The organism is Streptomyces sp. NBC_00237 (genome assembly GCF_026342435.1).
In the GTDB taxonomy this organism is placed as follows: Bacteria; Actinomycetota; Actinomycetes; order Streptomycetales; family Streptomycetaceae; genus Streptomyces.
Window position 1 is genome coordinate 903058 of record NZ_JAPEMT010000002.1, and the last position, 19006, is coordinate 922063.

General features: G+C 72.2%; 14 protein-coding genes. 12 read left to right on the forward strand and 2 right to left on the reverse strand.

The features are described from left to right. Positions 1-962: 962 nt before the first annotated feature. Positions 963-4763, reverse strand: coding sequence for a S8 family serine peptidase (locus tag OG897_RS18235; RefSeq protein WP_266658107.1), 3801 nt, complete (start codon positions 4761-4763; stop codon positions 963-965). Positions 4764-4920: 157 nt separating this feature from the next. Between OG897_RS18235 and OG897_RS18240 the strand changes: the two genes are divergently transcribed. After that, the gene (locus tag OG897_RS18240) at positions 4921-5910 is read left to right on the forward strand and encodes a helix-turn-helix domain-containing protein (protein ID WP_266658109.1); all 990 of its coding nucleotides are present in this window, start codon (positions 4921-4923) and stop codon (positions 5908-5910) included. A 304-nt stretch (positions 5911-6214) separates the two neighbouring features. On the opposite strand, the gene OG897_RS18245 is transcribed toward OG897_RS18240, so the two are convergent. Further along, entirely contained in the window at positions 6215-7147 is a 933-nt protein-coding gene (locus OG897_RS18245; RefSeq protein ID WP_266658111.1) for a LysR substrate-binding domain-containing protein, read from the reverse strand. A gap of 159 nt (positions 7148-7306) precedes the next feature. On the opposite strand from OG897_RS18245, the gene OG897_RS18250 reads away from it, so the two are divergent. The 11 genes from OG897_RS18250 to OG897_RS18300 all read left to right on the forward strand — a co-directional run bounded on the left by OG897_RS18250 (position 7307) and on the right by OG897_RS18300 (position 18966). Then, on the forward strand, positions 7307-8776 hold the full coding sequence (locus tag OG897_RS18250; RefSeq protein WP_266658113.1) for a 2-hydroxymuconic semialdehyde dehydrogenase: 1470 nt from the start codon (positions 7307-7309) through the stop codon (positions 8774-8776). Further along, complete coding sequence (locus OG897_RS18255) at positions 8773-9618, forward strand: 2-keto-4-pentenoate hydratase (RefSeq protein WP_266658115.1); 846 nt, start codon at positions 8773-8775, stop codon at positions 9616-9618. The genes OG897_RS18250 and OG897_RS18255 overlap by 4 nt, the downstream gene beginning before the upstream one ends. Further along, a complete protein-coding gene (locus OG897_RS18260; RefSeq protein ID WP_266658117.1) occupies positions 9615-10388 on the forward strand; it encodes a 2-keto-4-pentenoate hydratase in 774 nt (257 codons plus the stop codon). The genes OG897_RS18255 and OG897_RS18260 overlap by 4 nt, the downstream gene beginning before the upstream one ends. Continuing rightward, positions 10385-10837, forward strand: coding sequence for a RidA family protein (locus OG897_RS18265; RefSeq protein ID WP_266658119.1), 453 nt, complete (start codon positions 10385-10387; stop codon positions 10835-10837). The genes OG897_RS18260 and OG897_RS18265 overlap by 4 nt, the downstream gene beginning before the upstream one ends. Further along, complete coding sequence (locus OG897_RS18270; protein ID WP_266658121.1) at positions 10834-11493, forward strand: 3-hydroxyanthranilate 3,4-dioxygenase; 660 nt, start codon at positions 10834-10836, stop codon at positions 11491-11493. The genes OG897_RS18265 and OG897_RS18270 overlap by 4 nt, the downstream gene beginning before the upstream one ends. Further along, positions 11490-12554 carry an amidohydrolase family protein gene (locus tag OG897_RS18275; protein WP_266658123.1) on the forward strand — a complete coding sequence of 355 codons (1065 nt, stop codon included), beginning with the start codon at positions 11490-11492 and terminating at the stop codon, positions 12552-12554. Before OG897_RS18270 ends, OG897_RS18275 begins: the two co-directional genes overlap by 4 nt. After that, on the forward strand, positions 12551-13483 hold the full coding sequence (locus OG897_RS18280) for an acetaldehyde dehydrogenase (acetylating) (RefSeq protein WP_266658124.1): 933 nt from the start codon (positions 12551-12553) through the stop codon (positions 13481-13483). The genes OG897_RS18275 and OG897_RS18280 overlap by 4 nt, the downstream gene beginning before the upstream one ends. Further along, the gene (gene dmpG / locus OG897_RS18285; protein ID WP_266658126.1) at positions 13480-14508 is read left to right on the forward strand and encodes a 4-hydroxy-2-oxovalerate aldolase; all 1029 of its coding nucleotides are present in this window, start codon (positions 13480-13482) and stop codon (positions 14506-14508) included. Before OG897_RS18280 ends, dmpG begins: the two co-directional genes overlap by 4 nt. Beyond that, positions 14508-15767: a kynureninase gene (gene kynU, locus OG897_RS18290; RefSeq protein WP_266658128.1), complete on the forward strand. Its 1260-nt coding sequence runs from the start codon at positions 14508-14510 to the stop codon at positions 15765-15767. Before dmpG ends, kynU begins: the two co-directional genes overlap by 1 nt. Before the next feature lie 118 nt (positions 15768-15885). Continuing rightward, positions 15886-17682 carry a hypothetical protein gene (locus OG897_RS18295; RefSeq protein WP_266658130.1) on the forward strand — a complete coding sequence of 599 codons (1797 nt, stop codon included), beginning with the start codon at positions 15886-15888 and terminating at the stop codon, positions 17680-17682. A gap of 45 nt (positions 17683-17727) precedes the next feature. Continuing rightward, complete coding sequence (locus OG897_RS18300) at positions 17728-18966, forward strand: branched-chain amino acid ABC transporter substrate-binding protein (RefSeq protein ID WP_266658132.1); 1239 nt, start codon at positions 17728-17730, stop codon at positions 18964-18966. Positions 18967-19006: the final 40 nt, after the last annotated feature.

Below are 19006 nucleotides of genomic sequence, written 5' to 3' on the forward strand. Positions count from 1 at the left end.
TCTCGGTGCCGGACTCGGGGAAGGGCGCCGGTGGTTGGGGGGTGCGGCGCGGCTGGAACGGGTGCCGGTACTGGCCGGCGCCGCGCCGGGCGGACGGGCCCCCGGCGTCGTCCGAGGGGGCGTCGTGAGCCGAAGTCCCGGCGGGCGGTTCGTGGGTGGTGTCCGGCGCGGGGCTCCGGTCGGCGGGGGCCCCGGCGGACGGCGGATCGGCCGAGTGCGCGGGTGGTGCGTCGGTGGGCTCCCGGGACGAACCGGGGACCGGGCCGCCCGAGCGGCGTGCGCCGGGTTTCAGCCCGTCGGCCCACGAGCCGGACGCCGGGGCGCCGGGGCGGGCCTCGCGCTCCGCGTCCGGGGAGCGGCCTCCGGACTCCCGACCCGTGTCCGGGGAGCGGACGCCGGACTCCCGGCCCGTCTCCGGGGAGCGGACGCCGGGTTCCCGGTCTGTGTCCGCTTCGGCCTCTCCCTCACCACGCCTGCCCCTGCGCGGAGTTGGCAGCCAGGCGTCCCAGCCCCGTTTCGGCGCGGACTCCGGGGGCTCCGGGGGTTCCCAAGGGGCCCTGGCGCGTGGCTCCTTGGGCGGGTTCGGCGGCGGATCGGGTTCCGGGGCCGACGCCAGGCCCTCCCCGGCGGGCCGAGGCGTCGGGGCCCCCGGCGTCGAGTCGAAGTGGTCGTCCACGGTGTGGCCCGTGTGTGCCGGGCCCGCGTCCGGAGCTGCCTCGTCGTACAGCCGGTCCCACCAGTCGTCCTCGGCGTTCGTGCGCCGGTCCCCCTGCTGACTCATGCCCCTATTGTCCACCGCTGAGGCGATTCGGAAACGGGGCAGGACGAAAAAAGGGCCCGCCGGGCGCCCCACCCCCCACGGGAAGGTCGCCCGGCGGGCCATGCGTGGCCCGGACGTGCGGTGCCTGCGCCCGGAGGTACGGCCGAGACGTCCTGCTCGGCCGCACCTCCGGGACGTACGTCTAGCGGACGTCGTAGGCGCGGGTCACGAGCTGGGTGACGGAGTTGCCGCGTGCGTCCGTCAGTTCGGTCTTGAGGGTGACCTGCTTGCCGGTGGCTCCGGCGTGGTCGACCAGGGCCGTCCAACTCCCGCCGGAGCGGGTCGTCTTGGCCCGGTTCCAGGTCTTGCCCTCGTCGTACGAGTAGGAGAGTGCGGCGGCGGTGAGGGAGCCGGGGGTGTAGCCCGCGTGGCCGGAGGCGGTCAGCGTGATCTTCTGGCCGTTCGCGGCGGGGAGCGTCTTCAGGCCGTCCTCGGGGATCTCGTATCCGGGGAAGATGATCGGGAGCGGGGTGGAGTACGCGCTCTCGTCGAGCTGGGAGGTGAACTTCCAGGTGGTCTCGATCGAGGTCGACCGCTTCCACAGCTCGGCGGGCGAGCCGAACTTCATTCCCTGCTGGGTGAGTTCGTACGTGCCCTTGTCCGCCGGGACGTCGAAGACGCCGCTCGGCCAGCCGGTTTCGCCGACGACCTTGCCGTCGCGCTTGAGCCGGAGGTTGCCGATGTCGCCGAACCCGCCCTGGATCGCCCAGTGTTCGCGGTCGCCCCACATCGCGTCGGCGAAGCCGATGAGGTTGCCCTGCCGTTCGGCGACCAGCACCGGCTTGTCCTGGTCGTCGCGCGGAGCGGTCGGGGCGACGACGGAGCCGTACCAGGACTCGGTGCGCTGCTGGCCGGAGCGCGGCACCCGGTGCGGGGAGACCATCAGTTCGCCGAACGGGAAGCTGCTGCTGACCGTGCGCCCCCAGCCGGAGCCGTCGGCGCTGTAGAAGTCGGTGCGGGTGCCGGGGGCGGGCACCGGATCGGCGAGCGAGGAGGTGAAGACGCGGGTGCCGTTGGGGCGGACCGCGTCGACGGAGTCGATGTAGTCGCCCGCGACGCCCATGGCGCCGTGCGTGGTCCGCACCGAGGCGAGCCTGCGGTCCGAACTGCGGTAGGTGCGCGCCGCGTTGAGCGGGCCCTGCTCGTGGTGGGCGAGGTTGTAGACGTACGGGCTGCGGGCGGTGCCCTGCCAGTCGAGGGCGACCGCGCCCGCGCCGAGCCGGGCCTTGAGGTCTTTGCCCTCGGCGGCGGGAACCGCGAGGACGGGGACGGCCGAGCCGCCGCCGAGGTTGACGCCCGGGTACCAGGTGCCCGCGGAGGGCCGGTGCGCGAGGACGGCGACCGCTCCCTCGGCCCGGGCGTTCGATGCGATGCCGCTCAGGTTGGCTTCGTCGTCGGCGACCTCGACGAGGGCGATGCGGCCCTTGACGTCGGCCGCCTTCAGCTCTTCGGGAGTGCCCTTGCCCGCGTCGGCGAGTCCGGCACTGCCCCTGCCGTCGAGGTTGACGGAGCCGACGCCGCCGGTGACGGCGTGCAGGGCGGGGCCGCCCTTGACCTTGAGGCTGCTCAGCAGGGGGGCGTACAGGCGCCAGTAGCTGCCGAACTCGAAGTCGCCCTGGGTGGCGCGGCCCTTGATGTCGGCGTAGAAGGCGGGAACGTTGCGGCCCGCGCTGAGGGTGCCCGCGTGCCGCCAGGTGTTCTTCCAGGAGCGGTCGAAGGACAGGGTGGTGCTGCGGCGCTCGCCGGGGCGGTCCGTCCTGACGTCCAGACGGTGCGCCGTGCGGGCGTCGAGGACGACGGTGGTGTCCTTCTTGATCTCCAGCTGCGGGTGGGCGAGGTAGCTCAGCGAGCCGATGCCCCGGCCCGTGGCGTCGGACACGTCGGGGGTGGTGACGTAGGAGGAGAGGAAGTAGGCGCCGGGGCGGACCTCGTACCGCTGCTCCGCCGCACCGTCGTTGTAGCGGGACTCGCCCTTCTCGTCGTCGGTGCCGACGACGTCGAGGGTGCTGGGCCCGTCGGCGGGCTTGCCGCTGCGGTCGACGACCTTGACGCGCAGGGTGACCGTCTCCGGCTGCACGTACAGGGAGAAGGGGGTGGAGACGCGGACGCCGCCGCGTGCGGTGGCCAGGATGCGGCCGGTCACGTCGCCGTACTGGGCGCGGTCCAGGCGGGCTGCCGGGTCGAGGGTCAGCGGCACCGTGACGCTGGCTCCGGCGGGGACGGTGATCCGGTCCTTCCCGAGGCGGGCGATGCGGGAGCGGATCTTCGAGCCGTCGTTGCCGGTGGGCTGCTGGACGGTGAGGTCCAGGGTGACCGGCTTGTCGGTGACGTTGGTGTACGGCACGTCGACGGTGGTGCGGTCGCTGCTGTGCTGCGGCCAGTCGAAGGTGCCGCCCTGGAGGGCGGGCGTTCCGGTAACGCCCGGGTCGAGTGCGGCCTTGATGTCGAGGCGGCCGCCGCCGGTCTCGCGCACGTCGCCGGGGACGACCTTCGCGGAGGAGACGAGGGCCGCCTTGAGCTGCTGGGCACTCCAGTCGGGGTGGGCCTGGCGGAGGAGGGCCGCCGCGCCCGCGACGTGCGGCGCGGCCATCGACGTACCGGACATGGACTGGTACGCGTACACGCCCCGGCCGCCCGCCGCGGCGGCGGAGATGGCGACGCCGGGGGCGGCGATCTCCGGCTTCAGGGTGTGGCCGACGGTGGAGGGGCCTCGGCTGGAGAACGGGGCGGTGGAGTCGTCGCGGTCGACGGCGCCGACGGTGAGGACGCCGGGGGCGCAGCCGGGGGACGAGACGGAGTTGAGGCGGGGGCCGAGGTTGCCCGCGGCAACCACGAAGAGGGTGTGCTTGCTCTTCGCGAGTTCTTCGGCGGCGGTGCTGAGCGGGTCGGTGCAGTCGGTGGGCACCGGGCTGCCGAGGCTCATGGAGACGACGTCGGCCTTCTGGTCGACGGCCCACTGCATGCCCGCGATGATCCACGACTCGGCTCCGGAGCCGCCGTCGTTGAGGACCTTGCCGTTGAGGAGCTGGGTGCCGGGGGCGACGCCCTTCTTGGTGCCGCCGCTGGCCGCGCCGGAGCCGCCGACGGTGGAGCCGGTGTGGGTGCCGTGGCCCTGGACGTCGCCGGTGCCGGCGGAGTCGGTGAAGTTCTGGGCGGCGGCGATGCGGCCCTTGAGGTCGGGGTGTTCGGCGTCGGCCCCGGTGTCGAGGACGGCGACCTTGGTGCCCTTGCCGTCGAACCCGGCGGCCCAGGCGGCGGGCGCGTTGACCTGCTGGGTCGACCTGTCCAGGTTCGCCTTGACCTTGCGGTCGAGCCAGAGCTTGGCGAGGTCGGAAGCGGCGCGGGAGCGGGTGTCGGTGACGTCCGCCCAGAAGTCGGCGGCCTTCGCCTTGTCGGCCTTCAGGGCGACACCGCCGACGGCCTTCAGGACGGGGCCACGGGTGGCGGCGCGGGGGGCGGCGGGGAGGGTGCGGGCGACGTTCACGGAATCGTCGTAGACGGCGATCAGGGGGAGGGCCGTGGTGTGCGCGTCGTCGTAGCCCTGGCGGATCAGGCCGGAGACGTTGAAGAGTTCCCGGTCGACGCGGCCGGAGGCGAGGGCGTCGGAGGCGGACTCGGGGAACACGTACAGGTCCTTGGAGCTGCCTGTCGTACGGGTCTGGACGAGGGGGATCGTGCCGTCGGCGCGGGGCAGCGCGGTCGCCGCGTCCGGGCCCGAACTACCCTGCCACACCTGGATCTTGTCGCCGGTGACGAGGGTGACGACGACGGACCTGCCCTGCCCGTCGGCCCGGCCGTCGCCCGCCTTCGCACTGCCGGTGATCGGTCTCTTGCCGGACGCCGGGTCCGTGGGCGCGGGGGCGGCCACGGACGGGGCGACCGCGGTGACGGCGAGGACGGCGGCGGTTGCCACGCCCAGCGCCGTACGCGATATCGGACGCATTGTGCTCCCCAAGTCGGTCCGGCCCACGGGGGGTGATGGCCGGTGGCGACAGGTTGGCAGAGGGGCAGGTGGTGCAGGGATGATGTAGTGAGGCGGGTTTGTGCCGTGGCTCTTTCCCGCCATGGGAGTGCCGGATGTGTGAGGGGGGACTGCTGAGGTGTTGGGTGCGATAGGGCTGGACGAGGCCCAGGAGGCGGCGTACCGGACGCTGGTCGCGGTGGGTGCGGCGGAGGTCGGGGACCTGGCGCACCGGCTGGGGGTCGGTGAGGAGGCGACGGAGCGGAGCCTGCGGCATCTGGAGCGGCAGGGGCTGGCGGCGCAGTCGTCTTCGTCGTCCGGGTTGGGTGCGCGGCGGTGGGTGGCGGCTCCGCCGGGGGTGGCGCTGGGGGCTCTGCTCACTCAGCAGCGGCACGATTTGGAGCAGGCGGAGCTGGCGGCGGTGCTCCTCGCGGAGGAGTACCGGGCGGAGGCGGCCGAGCCCGCGGTGCACGACCTGGTGGAGGTCGTGACGGGGGCGAGCGCGGTGACACACCGGTTCGCGCAGTTGCAGCTGGGGGCGGTGGAGGAGGTGTGCGCGCTGGTCACGGGGCGGCCGGTGGCGGTGACCGGGCACGAGAACGCGGCGGAGGAACGGGCCACGGCGCGCGGGGTGACGTACCGGGTGGTCATCGAGCGGGAGGTGCTGACGCTGCCCCGGGGCGTCGTGGAACTGACGGCGGCACTGGCGCGGGACGAACAGGTGCGGGTGGTGGACCGGGTCCCGACGAAGCTGGTCGTCGCGGACCGGTCGCTGGCGATGGTGCCCCTGACGGGCCGGGACGCGGAGCCTGCGGCGCTGGTGGTGCATGCGAGTGGGCTGCTGGAGTCGCTGATGGGTCTGTTCGAGGCGGTGTGGCGGGAGGCACGGCCGGTGCGGTTGGGGGGCGCGTCGGGAATCGAGGTGTCGGCCGCCGGGCCTGACGGAACGGACTTGCAGATTCTGTCGTTGCTGCTGGCGGGAATGACGGATGCGAGTGTGGCGAAGCAGCTGGAGTTGGGGCTGCGGACGGTGCAGCGGAGGGTGAAGGGGCTGATGGAGGCGGCGGGGGTGACGACGAGGTTGCAGTTGGGGTGGCATGCGTATGAGAGGGGATGGGTGGAGAGGTGAGGGCTTGCCCTGGGGCGGGCCCGTACTGATGGGGCTGCGCCCCTCGCCCTCTGCACGGCTCCGCCGCGCGTCCTCAATCGCCGGACGGGCTGATTTTCCCCGCTCGGGCTGATTTTGTCCCCGGAGGGCAATGCCCCGGAGGGGCATTGAGGGGCGCGGGGAACTGCGCGACCAGCCACGACGAGAGCCGCACGTCACCGGGACAGCCGCGCGGCCAGCGCTCGTGGGAAGGGGCTGGGAGGGGAGAAATCGCCCCGCGCAGCGGCAGGAAAACCAGCCACCACGCCACCCGCAGGGGAGCCCCTTACCGGCCCGCGAGGGCCGTCCGCAGGACGCCCGCCTCCAGGTCCAGTGCCTGGAGCAACGCCACCAACCCGGGTGTGCGGATCCGGGCCGACGCCTCCGTCGTCCCCACCGTCCGCCCCACCGAGGGCAGCTCGACCGGCAGGGCGACGAGCCGGTCGTCCTCCCGCAGCACCAGCTCCGGCAGCGCCGCCACCATGTCCGTCGACACCAGCAGCGTCCGCATCGTCAGGATCGACGTGCATTCGACCCGGTTGGGCGGCAGCTCAAGGCCCTGCGTCTCGAAGACCGCCGCCAGCTCCTGCCGGAGAGCGGTCTGCTCCAGCGGCAGGATCCACGGGTGCCCGACCGTGTCGGCCAAGGCACTCGCCGGGCCGCGCAGCAGCGGATGGCCGACCCGCACCGCCAGCCGGATCGGCTCACGGTAGAGGGCCCGTTGGCGCAGGCGGCCCGGCTCGGGAGCCGGGCCGACCCGGCCCACGATCACGTCCAGGTCCCCCGTCAGCAGCGCCGGATGCAGCACGTCGAAGGTTCCTTCGCGTACGACCACCGTCAGGTGCGGGCGCTCCGCCTTCAGCCGCGCGACCGCGCGCGGCAGCAGCAGGTTCGCGCCCGCGAGCAGCGTGCCGACGGTCACCGTGCCCGCCTGCCCCTCGCGCAGGTCCGCCAGGTGGTCGCCCGCCCGCCGCACCTCCGCGATGACCGCGCGGGCGTGGCCCACCAGCGCCTCGCCGTACACCGTCGGCCGCATTCCGCGCGGCTCGCGGTGGAAGAGCTCGACGTCGGCGAGTTTCTCCAGCTCGCGCAGGGTGCGGGTGGCGGCGGGCTGGGTGAGGTGCAGGGATGCGGCGGCCCGTACGACCGTCCCGTGTTCCGCGATGGCGGCCAGCAGGGTCAGGTGGCGGAACTTCAGCCGTCCGTCGAGCAGATCCATCCGTGGGTCCCCTTCACCGGTCCACCAGCCGTCATACCCGATCGGGTATGGCAGTTGCCCGTTCCGGCATTGGCTCGACATATGTGACCTGGCTCATGATGCACACGCAAGGAACCGGACACCAGTGGCAGGAATGCACTGAACAGGGAGGTCACGAAGGTGAGTTCGCCCGCAGGGCAGTTGCCGGAGGCGCGCGGGGCACGGAAGGCGGTACGGATCAGGCACTACACCGCCGGACGGTTCCACACCGACGGCGAGCCGTTCCCACTCGTCGACCCCGTCGACGGCCGCACGGTCGGACAGGTCCCGGAGGCCGGTGCCGCGACCGTGGACGCCGCCGTACGGGCCGCCCGCGAGGCCCTCTCCGGGCCGTGGGCGTCGTACGGCCCCGCCGACCGCTCCCGCGTCCTGCACCGCGTCGCGGACGGCATCGAGGCCCGCTTCGAGGAGTTCGTCGCGGCGGAGTGTTCCGACACCGGCAAGCCGCGCGAGCTGGCGGCCTCCGTCGACATTCCGCGCGGCATCGCCAACTTCCGTGCGTACGCAGACCTTTCGGCCTCCCGCAGCGAGCAGTCCTGGCACACCGAGACCCCCGACGGGCGCGGCGCGCTCAACTACACCGTGCACAAGCCGCTCGGCGTGGTGGCGGTCGTCGCTCCGTGGAACCTGCCGCTCCTGCTGCTGACCTGGAAGGTCGCCCCGGCGCTGGCGATGGGGAACACCGTCGTCGCCAAACCTTCCGAACTCACCCCGTCCACCGCCGAGTTGCTCGCCGAGGTGATGGACGAGGTCGGGCTGCCCGCCGGGGTGTTCAACCTGGTGCACGGGCACGGGGCCGACGCCGCCGGGGCGCGGCTGACCGGCCACCCCGGTGTCGACGCCATCGCGTTCACGGGCGAGTCCCGGACGGGACGTGCGATCATGCACGCCGCCGCCGATCAACTCACCCCGGTCTCCTTCGAGTTGGGAGGCAAGAACGCCGGAATCGTCTTCGCCGACGCCGACCTGGAGAAGGCCGTGGCGGGGACGCTGCGGTCCTCCTTCACCAACAGCGGGCAGGTGTGTCTCTGCACGGAGCGGGTGTACGTCGAGCGGCCCGTCTTCGAGGAGTTCACCGCTGCTCTCGCGAAGGGCGCCGAGTCCGTCCCGTACGGGCCCCTGGCGTCGGCCGAGCACCGCGACAAGGTGGCGGGGTACCTCGCGAAGGCCGCCGCCGACGGGACCGTCCGGGCCGGTGGCGACTCCCCCGTCTTCGGGGACGCCAGGGACGGCGGGTTCTGGGTGCGGCCGACCGTGCTCACCGGGCTGCCGGAGGACCACCCGGCGGTACGGGAGGAGATCTTCGGCCCCGTCGTGCACGTCGCCCCCTTCGACACCGAGGAGGAGGCCGTCGCCCTGGCGAACGCCGGACCCTACGGGCTCGCCGCCACCGTGTGGACCGGCGACCTGAGCCGCGCCCACCGGGTCGCCCCGCGCCTGGACGTCGGGATCGCCTGGGTCAACACCTGGAACCTGCGGGACCTGCGCACCCCCTTCGGCGGGGTGAAAGCCTCCGGGATCGGCCGCGAGGGCGGCCACCACTCCCTCGACTTCTTCTCCGAGCCGATGAATGTGTGCGTGAAGATATGAGTGAGGACCTGCGCGCCGGGGACCTGAGCGCCGTCGGCCTCGGCAAGGCCGTGACGGCCGCCGCCGACCGGATCGACGAGGCCCGCCGTACGGGGGTGCCCGTCGCCCCCGTACGCGACCTCCTGCCGGACGGCGACGTCGCGGCCGCGTACGCCGTGCAGAACCTCACGACCGAGCGGCGCATCGCCGCCGGGCGTCGGATCACCGGGTGGAAGATCGGGCTGACGTCCGCCGCCGTGCAGCGTCAACTGGGTGTCGGGTCACCGGACTTCGGGGCTCTCTTCGACGACACCGCGCTGCCCGACGGCGCGGAGATCCCCGTCGGCGCCGTGCTCCAGCCGCGCGCCGAGGTGGAGGTCGCGCTCGTCCTGGGCGCGGACCTTCCGCACGAGCGGAACACCGTCGCGGACCTCCTGCGGGCGACCGCGTTCGCGCTGCCCGCCATCGAGGTCGTCGGCAGCCGCATCCGCGACTGGGACATCCGTCTCGTCGACACCGTCGCGGACAACGCGTCCAGTGGGATGTACGTGCTGGGCACCCGGCCCGTCGGGCTCGACGCGCTGGACCTGCGGACCGCAGGGGCGGTCCTGGAGCGGCGGGGCGAGCCCGTGTCGGTCGGGGCGGGGGCCGCGTGCATGGGCGGTCCGCTGAACGCCGCGCTCTGGCTGGCCGACACCCTGGCCGGTCTGGGGCGTCCACTGCGGGCCGGGGACACGGTGCTGACCGGGGCGCTCGGTCCTGTGGTCGACGTGGAGCCGGGCGATGTGGTCGAGGCGCGGGTCGAGGGGCTCGGTTCGGTACGGGCCGCGTTCGCGGCGCGGCAGGAAGGGGAGCGGGCATGAACGAGACCCGGCGGAAGGAGATCGCGGCGGCACTGGACGAGGCGGCGCTCACCCGCAGCACGCTCGCCAGCGGCAGCAGCGGGGTGAGCGACGTCGGCGAGGCGTACGCCGTCCAAAAGGCACTGGTCGCACGGCGGTTGGAGCGCGGCGAGCGGTTCACCGGGTTCAAGCTCGGCTTCACCAGTGTCGCGAAGATGCGGCAGATGGGCGTGCACGACCTCATTCACGGCCGCATCACCGACGGGATGCGGATCGCCGACGGCGGGACCTTCGACGCGGGGACGCTGATCCACCCCCGCGTCGAGCCCGAGGTGGCGTTCCTGCTGGGCGGGCCGCTGGGGCCCGACACCGTCGACCCGCTGGACGCGGTCGCGGCCGTCGCCCCGGCGCTGGAGGTCATCGACTCGCGGTACGACGGGTTCACGTTCTCGCTGCCCGAGGTGATCGCGGACAACACCTCCGCCGCCGGGTACGTCATCGGACCGTGGCGCGCACCGGTCGAACTCGCCGACCGTGGTGTCCTGTTGGAGATCGAAGGGCGGCTCGTCGAGGCCGGTTCGACGGCGGCGATCCTGGGCCATCCGCTGCGCGCCCTGGCCGCCGCCGCCCGCCTCGCACCCCGTGGGTTCCTGGCGGCGGGGACGGTGATCCTCGCGGGAGCCGCGACCGCTGCCGTGCCGCTCGCGTCCGGCGTGCACGTCCGCGCGACGGTCTCGGGTCTCGGCACGGTCGGCTTCAGCACCGTACGGACACGGCGGGAGGCACTGTGATCGTCGACGGCGCTCCCGTCCCGCGTGGCCGCTTCCCGCACCTGCGCCGCGCCGGTGACCTGGTCTTCGTGTCGGGTACGAGTTCCCGTCGGCCCGACGGCACCTTCGCCGGGGCCCGGGTCGACCCGATGGGCGTCACGGACCTCGACGTCCGCGAGCAGACGCGTGCCGTGCTGGACAACATCGGGCGGTTGCTCGCCGCCGTCGGCGGGACGCTGGGCGACCTCGTCTCCGTCACCACGTACCTCGTGAACATGAACGACTTCGGCGGCTACAACGACGTCTACGCCGAGTACTTCGACGCGTCGGGACCGGCCCGCACCACCGTCGCGGTCCACCAACTCCCGCACCCGCAGCTGCTGATCGAGATCAGCGCCGTGGCCCACCTCCCCCTCTCCCCCCTGCACGAGTCCCAGCACGAGTCCCAGCACGAGGAGGCCCCCGCATGAGCACCGTGCCGTACACGTACAAGAAGTCCTTCCCCGCGCCGTTCAACTTCCGGTCGTGGATCGACGAGCACCAGCACCTGCTGAAGCCGCCGGTCGGCAACGTCCAGGTGTGGCAGGACGCCGACCTGATGGTCACCGTCGTCGGCGGGCCCAACCGCCGCACCGACTTCCACGACGACCCGATCGAGGAGTTCTTCTACCAGCTCAAGGGCAACATGGTGCTCCGTGTGATGGAGGAGGAGGGTGCGCCGCCGCGCGACATCCACATCCGCGAGGGCGACGTCTTCCTGGCACCCTCGCACCTGCGGCACTCCCCGCAGCGGCCCGAGGAGGGGTCGATCGGGCTGGTCGTCGAATTCGCTCGCCCCGAGGGGGCGTTGGACGCCTTCGAGTGGTACTGCATGAACTGCCACCGGCTCGTGCACCGCAGCGAGGTGCAGCTGAAGTCGATCGTCGACGACCTGCCGCCGGTCTTCAGCGCCTTCTACGGCGACGACGCGGCCCGCACCTGCCCGCACTGCGCCGCCGTCCATCCCGGCAAGGACTGGCCGGACGCACTCCGGCCGACGACCGCCCTGACCGGTTCGGACACGCTGCCCGGTTCGACCGCGCTGCCCGGTTCGGACGCCCTGCCCGGTTCGGAACCGCGCGCATGACGCCCGCGAACGGCGGGCCCGTCGTCGACGTCCACGCGCACGTCTTCCCCCGGCTGTCCCGCGCGGAGTCCCGCCTGCTCCAGGACGCGGACGGCCCCTGGCTGCGGTCCGACGGCGCGGACGGCGAGGGCCGGGGCATGATGATGCGCGGCGCGCGGGAGTACCGTCCCGTCGGGCGCACCCTGTGGGACCCGGCGACCCGCGTCGCCGACCTCGACCGGCTCGGCGTCGACGTCCAGGTGCTGTCCAGCACGCCGCTGCTCTTCGGGTACGACGCGGACGCGGGCCGGGCCGCCGACTGGTGCCGCATGGTCAACTCGCGTCTGCTGGAGTTCAGTTCGTACGCACCGGACCGGCTGCCCGCACTCTGCCAAGTACCGCTCCAGGACACCGAGGCGGCCTGCGCGCTCGTCAGCGAGGCGATGCGGCAGGGGTTCCACGGTGTGCACATCGGCAACCACATCGGGGAACGCGACCTGGACGACGGCGCGGTCGTGGAGTTCCTGACCCACTGCGCGCACGAGAACGCCGCCGTGCTCGTGCACCCCTGGGACATGCCGGGCGGTCCGCGCGTCGAGCGGTACATGCTCCAGTGGCTGGTCGGCATGGCAGCCGAGACCCACCTCACCATCCTCTCGATGATGCTCGCGGGCACCTTCGAGCAACTCCCCGCCTCCCTGCGGCTGTTGTTCGCGCACGGCGGGGGCAGCTTCCCCTACCTCCTCGGCCGGGCGGACAACGCCTGGCAGCGCAGGGACCTGGTGCGGGCCGACAGTCCCCGCCCGCCGTCCGCGTACACGGACCGCTTCAGTGTCGACTCGGCGGTCTTCGACCAGCGGGCGCTGGAGCACCTGGTGCAGGTGATGGGCGCGGAGCAGGTGCTGCTCGGCTCCGACCACCCGTTCCCGCTGGGCGAGGCGGAGATAGGCCGTCTGGTGCGCGAGAGCACGCTGACGGACGCGGAGAAGGCGGCCGTGCTGGGCGGGAACGCGGTGCGCTTCTTCGACCTCGCACACGAGAAGTCCGTACAAGATCGAGTCCGGCAGGAGGCCGTACGGTGAGCCCGCTTCGAGCAGCCGTCATCGGCTCAGGCAACATCGGCACCGACCTCCTCATCAAGATGGTCCGGGGCTCGGGGCTCGTCACCGCCGCCGCGATGATCGGCATCGACCCGGCGTCGGACGGGCTCGCGCGCGCCGCCCGGCTGGGCGTGGAGACCAGCGCGGACGGTGTCGACGGCCTCATCGGGCTCGACGGCTTCGGGGAGATCGACGTCGTCTTCGACGCGACGTCCGCCGCCGCGCACCACCGCAACACCGCCGCGCTCGCCCCGTACGGGAAGCGGCTGATCGACCTGACTCCGGCGGCGATCGGGCCGTACGTCGTGCCGTCGGTGAACCTCGACGTCCATCTCGGCGCGCCGAACCTGAACATGGTGACGTGCGGCGGGCAGGCCACCGTGCCGGTCGTCGCGGCCGTCTCGGCGGTGACACCGGTCGCGTACGCGGAGATCGTCGCCTCGATCGCCTCGCGGTCGGCGGGACCGGGGACGCGGGCGAACATCGACGAGTTCACGGAGACGACCGCGCGGGCCCTGGAGCAGGTCGGCGGGGCGGCACGCGGCAAGGCGATCATCGTGCTGAACCCGGCGGAGCCGCCGCTGCTGATGCGCGACACCGTGCACTGCGTGACCGGCGACTGCGACACGGACGCGGTGGCGGACGCGGTGCGGGCGAAGGCGGCCGAGGTGGCCGCGTACGTGCCCGGGTACCGGCTGAAGCAGGAGCCGCAGTTCCGGAGGCTCGCGCCGGACGATCCGCTCGCCGGGCTGGCCGGGCTGAGCGGGGGCGGGGTGCTGGTCTCCGTGTTCCTGGAGGTGGAGGGCGCCGCCCACTACCTGCCCGCGTACGCCGGGAACCTCGACATCATGACGTCCGCCGCGCTGCGCACCGCCGAGCGTCTGGCCATCACAGCGGGGAGCCCGGCATGACGCGCGTGTACGTCCAGGACGTCACCCTGCGGGACGGCATGCACGCCGTGTCGCACCGGTACACCGTCGGGCAGGTGCGTCGGATCGCCGCCGCGCTGGACGCGGCCGGGGTCGACGCGGTGGAGGTGGCGCACGGCGACGGGCTCTCCGGCGCCTCCGTGACGTACGGGCCCGGGGCGCACACCGACTGGGAGTGGCTGGAGGCCGCCGCCTCCGTCCTCACCCGGGCGAAGCTGACGACGCTGCTGCTGCCGGGCATCGGGACCGCCGAGGACCTGCGCCGGGCGCACGGGCTCGGCGTGACCTCGATCCGTATCGCCACGCACTGCACCGAGGCGGATGTGGCGGCACAACACATAGCGCTGGCACGTGAGTTGGGGATGGATGTCTCCGGCTTCCTGATGATGTCCCACATGGCCGAGCCGGACGAGCTGGCCCGGCAGGCGAAGCTGATGGAGTCGTACGGCGCTCACTGCGTGTACGTCACGGACTCCGGCGGGCGGCTGACCATGGACGGCGTACGGGAACGGGTGCGCGCCTATCGCGACGCGCTGGAGCCCGGGACGCAGATCGGCATCCACGCGCACCACAACCTGGCGCTCGGCGTCGCCAACAGCGTCGTCGCCGTCGAGGCGGGCGCGTACCGGGTGGACGCCTCGCTCGCCGGGCAGGGCGCGGGGGCGGGCAACGCGCCGCTGGAGCCGTTCGTGGCGGCCCTGGACCTGATGGGGTGGGAGCACGGCTGCGACCTGTTCCCGCTGATGGACGTGGCGGAGGAGCTCGTACGGCCGACGCAGGGCCGGCCCGTGCGGGTCGACCGGGAGACGCTGACGCTCGGCTACGCCGGGGTGTACTCCAGCTTCCTGCGGCACGCGGAGACCACGGCCGCACGGTACGGGCTCGACACCCGGTCCCTGCTCGTGGAGGCGGGGGCGCGCCGGATGGTCGGCGGCCAGGAGGACCTCCTCACGGACATCGCACTTGACCTGGTGGCAGCACAGGCCGACCCCAAGGAGCACAACTGATGCGTCTGGCAGAGCAGTTGAAGGACTTCGAGACGCGGGCCGAGGCTCTGGACGCGGCCGATCCGCTGGCGCACGTACGGGAGCGGTTCCTGCTTCCCGAGGGCGTCGTCTATCTCGACGGGAACTCGCTGGGCGCGCTGCCCACCGCCGTGCCCGACGCGCTGACGGACGCGGTGCACCGGCAGTGGGGCACCGATCTGATCCGGTCGTGGAACGACAACGACTGGTGGGGTGCGCCTCTGCGGGTCGGTGACGCGGTCGGCGCGCTGATCGGGGCGGCACCGGGACAGGTCGTCGCCGGGGACTCGACGAGCGTGCAGCTGTACAACGCGCTGGTGGCGGCGGTGCGGCTGCGCCCCGGGCGGAGCCTGCTGCTCACCGACCCGGACCACTTCCCCACCGACCAGTACATCGCCGACTCGGTGGCCCGCCTGCTGGGCGTCGAGGTGCGCAGGGTACCCGCCAGGGAGGCCAGGTCGGTGCTGGCCGCCGAGGGCTTCGACGTGGCGGTGTGCGCGTACGCGCCGGTCGACTACCGGACGGGCGAGGCGTACGACATGGCGGCGCTGACCTCCGCCGCCCACGAGGCGGGTGCGCTGATGCTGTGGGACCTGTGTCACGCGGCCGGTGCGCTGCCGGTCCAACTGGACGTGATCGAAGCGGACTTCGCGGTCGGCTGCGGTTACAAGTACCTGTCGGGAGGGCCGGGTGCTCCTGCCTTCCTGTACGTGGCCGCCCGCCACCAGTCCTCCTTCGACCAGCCGCTCACGGGCTGGCACGGGCACGCCGACCCGTTCGGCATGCACGGCTCGTACACTCCCGCGCCGGGCATCGCCCGCGCCCGGATCAGCACGCCGCCGCTGCTGTCGCTGCTGGCCCTGGAGGCGGCACTGACCGCGTACGACGGGGTGGGCATGGCGGCGGTGCGCGAGAAGAGCCTCGCGCTCACCGGGTTCTTCCAGGAGTGCGCGGACACCCTCCTCGACGGCTTCGGCTTCACGGCGGCGACCCCGCGCGAGCCCGAACGCCGGGGCAGTCAGGTCGCGCTCAGGCACCCGGAGGCGTACCCGCTGGTGGCGGCCCTGGTGGCGCGCGGCGTCATCGGCGACATGCGGGCACCGGACCTGCTGCGGTTCGGGGTGAACGCGCTCTACGTGTCGTACGCCGACATCCTCGACTGCGTACGGCAGTTGCACGAGATCGTCAGCACGGGCGAACACCGCGAGCCGCGCTTCCAGAAGCGCTCCACCGTGACCTGATCCACGCCGCACCGTCAGGGGAGGCGGCCCGTGTGCCTCTCCCCCGGCTCTCCGCACGCTCGCACCATCCCTTTCCTCCGTATATGTAACCACTTGGCCTTTCCGGAAGGACCGTCGGATGCGTCTCCTCCGCCCCACCCGTCTCATCAGTACCCGCCCCACCCCTGTCAGGGTCGCCCTGGCCGCGACCGCCGCCGCTGCCGTCACCGCGACGCTCCTCGTCCCCACCTCCGGGGACGCGGTCGCCGCCGCACCCGCCGACCCGAACATCCCCACCGCCTGCGAGGACCGCCGCCCCGCGCCGGTCGACCCCAAGTCGTACGGCATGCAGCTCGACAGGAGCTTCCTGCACCCCTCGCTCACCCCGCTCGACGAGGAGCACCCGCACCCCTTCCCCGGTCGGAACGCCGCGTACGACACGACGTCGTACAGCAAGAACATGAAGGTCGAAGCGGCTTACGAGGGCGCGGACTTCACCCCGGACTACTTCCACACCTGGCAGAACGTCGTGGACTTCCACGGCCGCCGCTACCTCTTCCAGTACGACCGCTCCGAGGCCCGCGTCTACGACGTCACGGACGTGAAGAAGGTGAGGGTCGTCGAGAAGCTGACCCGCGCCGACGTCGGCGGCGACGAGTCGAGGGCGAGCCGGGACTGGGAGGCCGGGGACTACTGGGGCGGGTCCACCATCCAGTGGAACAAGAAGCTGAGCGCCTATGTGATGGTGGTGAGTTTCGAGGACAAGCGGCAGATCAGCGAGCTGTCGGACGAGCCGGGCCACGACAAGTACGGGAATCCGGAAGGCGTCGCGAAGCTGCGCGCGAAGAAGGGCCTGAAGGGCTTCAAGGTCTACCGGCTGGACGGGCCGCGCAAGAAGGACTGGAAGCTGCTGGCCACCGTCTCGACGGACTCAACGCAGCGCGACCCGCTGAAGAGCGACCTCGGCACGCCGCAGCAGGGTTCGGGGTCGCTGGACGTGCCGTACTGGACCGGCGGGAAGTACATGTTCCTCGCGGTGGCGCCCAACGACACGTACGCGAACAACGAGTACCCGACGAACCTGCACTCGGCCGGATACCAGTCCTGGGACATGTCCGACCCGGCGCACCCCAGACTGCTGGACACCTGGCACCTGCCGGGGCAGGTCACCGGCGAGTCCGCCGCGTACCGGAACAATCCCCGGTGCGGGAACCGGACGAGCTGGATGGGCGCACGGATGCCGCTCTTCGTGCCCAAGTCGCCCGAGCAGGGCGGTCGTTACGCGTTCGCCGTGCAGGGCGGTCTCGGGCTGACCGTGATCGACATCTCGAACCCGGCGAAGATGCGGACGGTCGGACATCTGGACCTGCCGCCGTCGGTGGCGGGCACCGAGGGCGACAACGTGGACGTCTCGCAGTACGAGAAGACCGGGATGGTGTACGTCTCCGGCTACCCGCTCACCGAGGACTGTTACGAGCCGTACAAGGAGATCTTCCAGGTCGATGCCAAGGATCCGGCGAATCCGCGCATCGTGGGACGACTCCCCCGCCCGACGCCGCCGAAGGCGTCCGGGTTCACCGACTACTGCCAGCGGCGCGGCAGCTTCGGCCCCAAGCGGACCGGCTACTACACCAACCCGGGCAGCCACGACGCGGGCGTCCTGAGCTACGGGTTCTACAACGCGGGCGTCCAGTTCTTCGACGTAACGAAGCCTCAGAAGCCGCAGATCGAGGCGTACTTCGTGCCGAAGGCGTACGGCAAGGACACCCCCGAGTACGCGTACGGCAACCAGACGCACGGCGTGTACGTCGAGTGGGACCGCAACATCGCGTGGGCGCTCACCAACCACGGCATCTATGCCCTGTCCGCTCCGAAGGTGCTGGGCAAGCCGAACCTCGGCCGACCGGACGAGCCGTTCCGCAGCAGCCAGCCGTGACCCTCCCCCGCCTCCCCCAGCCTCTCCCACGAAGGGCCAACTCCCATGCGCAGAAGCTCCGTTGTCCTGCCACCCCTGGCGGTCTGTGCCGCCCTCCTGGTCTCCGCCTGCGGCACCCGTTCCAGCGGCGGCGCGGATGCGGGCGGTGCGTCCGGCGGTGAGACCACCGTCGCCATCGGCTTCGACGGCCCGCTGACCGGCGATCTTTCCGCCCTCGCCATCGGCGCGAAGAACGCGGCGCAGCTCGCCGTCGACCAGGCCAACAAGAACAAGGCCGTACCCGGTGTGACGTTCGTCCTGAAGTCGCTGGACGATCAGGGCCAGCCGGGCACGGGCCAGCAGAACGCGACCAAGCTGACCGGCGACAAGCAGGTGCTCGGAGTGGTCGGGCCGCTGAACTCGGGCGTCGCCAAGTCCATGCAGATGATCTTCGAGCAGGCGAAGCTCGCCGTGGTGTCCCCGGCGACCACCAGCCCCGGCCTCACCCAGGGCGACAGCTGGGCCACGGGCAAGAAGGAGCGCCGCTTCACGACGTACTTCCGCACCGCCACCACAGACGCGGTGCAGGGCCCGTTCGCGGCCCAGCACATGCACGACACCCTGGGGCTGACGAAGGTCTTCGTCGTCGACGACAAGAAGGCGTACGGGGCGGGGCTGGCGGCCACCTTCACCGCCGAGTTCAAGAAGCGCGGCGGGAAGGTCGTCGACACCGACCAGATCAACTCCGGCGAGAAGGACTTCTCCTCGGTGATCAACAAGGTGCGCAACTCGGGCGCCCAGTTCGTCTACTACGGCGGCGAGTACCCGGACGCGGGCCCGCTGACGGGGCAGCTGAAGAAGGCCGGGGTGAAGGTTCCGCTGGTCGGCGGCGACGGCATCTCGGACGCCAACTTCGTGAAGCTCGCGGGCGGCGGCGCGACCGGCGACTACTGCACGACGGTCGGCGCGCCCCTCGAATCGGGTGCGGCGGGCAAGACCTTCGCCACGGCCTACCGGGCGGCGAAGTTCGCCGAACCGTACGGGGCCTACGGCGGCTACGCGCACGACTCGGCGACCACCCTGATCGAGGCCGTGAAGGCGGTCGCCGGGGCGAACGGCGGCAAGCTGCCGAAGGACGCCCGCGCCAGGGTCACCGAGGCGGTCCAGAAAGTCTCCTTCGCGGGGGTGACCGGCAAGGTCTCCTTCGACGCGTTCGGGGACACCACCAACCGGCAGTTGACGGTCAATCAGGTGAAGGACGGCGCATGGACGCCGGTCACCAGCGGCACGTTCACAGCCAAGTAGCGCCCCCCTTCAGCCCAGTCCCCTTCTCCCACGGAGGCGT

What these genes read in the sequence shown, in the direction of transcription:
- OG897_RS18295 (WP_266658130.1), top strand. Translation starts at nt 15,886, where the DNA reads ATGCGTCTCCTCCGCCCCACCCGTCTCATCAGTACCCGCCCCACCCCT.
- OG897_RS18255 (WP_266658115.1), top strand. Translation starts at nt 8,773, where the DNA reads ATGAGTGAGGACCTGCGCGCCGGGGACCTGAGCGCCGTCGGCCTCGGC.
- OG897_RS18270 (WP_266658121.1), top strand. Translation starts at nt 10,834, where the DNA reads ATGAGCACCGTGCCGTACACGTACAAGAAGTCCTTCCCCGCGCCGTTC.
- kynU (WP_266658128.1), top strand. Translation starts at nt 14,508, where the DNA reads ATGCGTCTGGCAGAGCAGTTGAAGGACTTCGAGACGCGGGCCGAGGCT.
- OG897_RS18235 (WP_266658107.1), bottom strand. Translation starts at nt 4,763, where the DNA reads ATGCGTCCGATATCGCGTACGGCGCTGGGCGTGGCAACCGCCGCCGTC.
- OG897_RS18275 (WP_266658123.1), top strand. Translation starts at nt 11,490, where the DNA reads ATGACGCCCGCGAACGGCGGGCCCGTCGTCGACGTCCACGCGCACGTC.
- OG897_RS18245 (WP_266658111.1), bottom strand. Translation starts at nt 7,147, where the DNA reads ATGGATCTGCTCGACGGACGGCTGAAGTTCCGCCACCTGACCCTGCTG.
- OG897_RS18300 (WP_266658132.1), top strand. Translation starts at nt 17,728, where the DNA reads ATGCGCAGAAGCTCCGTTGTCCTGCCACCCCTGGCGGTCTGTGCCGCC.
- OG897_RS18260 (WP_266658117.1), top strand. Translation starts at nt 9,615, where the DNA reads ATGAACGAGACCCGGCGGAAGGAGATCGCGGCGGCACTGGACGAGGCG.
- dmpG (WP_266658126.1), top strand. Translation starts at nt 13,480, where the DNA reads ATGACGCGCGTGTACGTCCAGGACGTCACCCTGCGGGACGGCATGCAC.